We start from the raw sequence: 636 nt of genomic DNA, 5'->3' as shown, positions 1-636 counted from the left end.
TCAGAGGATGGTTCGGAGGATTAGGTCCGTTTCTGGGCGAGTGTGAATATTCCGGGCTCGTCCTCGGCAAGGACCTGGCGGTTGACCATGCGTTTCAGCTTGGCGCGGGTACCTTCGACGTTCTTCGGTGACGGCTCGATGCCGAGGGCGAGGCAGATGCCCTTGGCGCGCAGGCCGGTGGGCGCGGTGGCGAGGACGCGCAGGATCTGCTGGTAGGGGGCGCTGGTGATCGTCGGGTCGTCGGCGGTGAACTCGGCGGCGGCGAGAGCGCGCAGGGTGGTGCGGGTCGTCGCCAGGTCTGCCAGTTCGCTGTCGAGGCGGCCGAGTTCGCCGGTCAGCGCGGTGATCTGTTCGCGGAGCCGGTCGGCGTGCTGGCGTGCGGTGGTTTCCCGATCGGCGATCAGGTCGAGGACGGTGGGAAGGTTCACCGGTGCCGCCAGGTGGGTGTGGTGGTCCCGGTCAGTCGCCGCACGATGTTCGCCGTCGACGCCCACAGGGTTCGTGACACCGAGGATTCCGGTCGGCTCTCGTACTCGCGTGCGAGGCGGCGGTGCAGCATCAGCGTGCCGTTGACCTGCTCGACGATCCACCGCTTACGGATCGGTACGAACCCGGGTCGGGTGTCGGAGCGTTTGA

Annotated in this window: 1 protein-coding gene and 1 pseudogene; both read right to left on the bottom strand. The window is 67.6% G+C overall.

Translation table 11 applies throughout. From position 1 onward, the window contains the following. Positions 1-20: 20 nt before the first annotated feature. Positions 21-428, bottom strand: coding sequence for a hypothetical protein (locus ACFHWY_RS28765; RefSeq protein WP_416583368.1), 408 nt, complete (start codon positions 426-428; stop codon positions 21-23). Further along, positions 425-636 (bottom strand): annotated as a pseudogene (locus ACFHWY_RS28760) (IS5/IS1182 family transposase); the annotation flags it as partial. The pseudogene ACFHWY_RS28760 and the gene ACFHWY_RS28765, both read right to left, overlap by 4 nt.

The organism is Micromonospora sp. LOL_024 (assembly GCF_048060415.1).
Taxonomy (GTDB): domain Bacteria; phylum Actinomycetota; class Actinomycetes; order Mycobacteriales; family Micromonosporaceae; genus Micromonospora.
The sequence above is the reverse complement of the archived record's forward strand: the minus strand, read 5'-3'. Positions and strand labels throughout refer to the sequence as shown.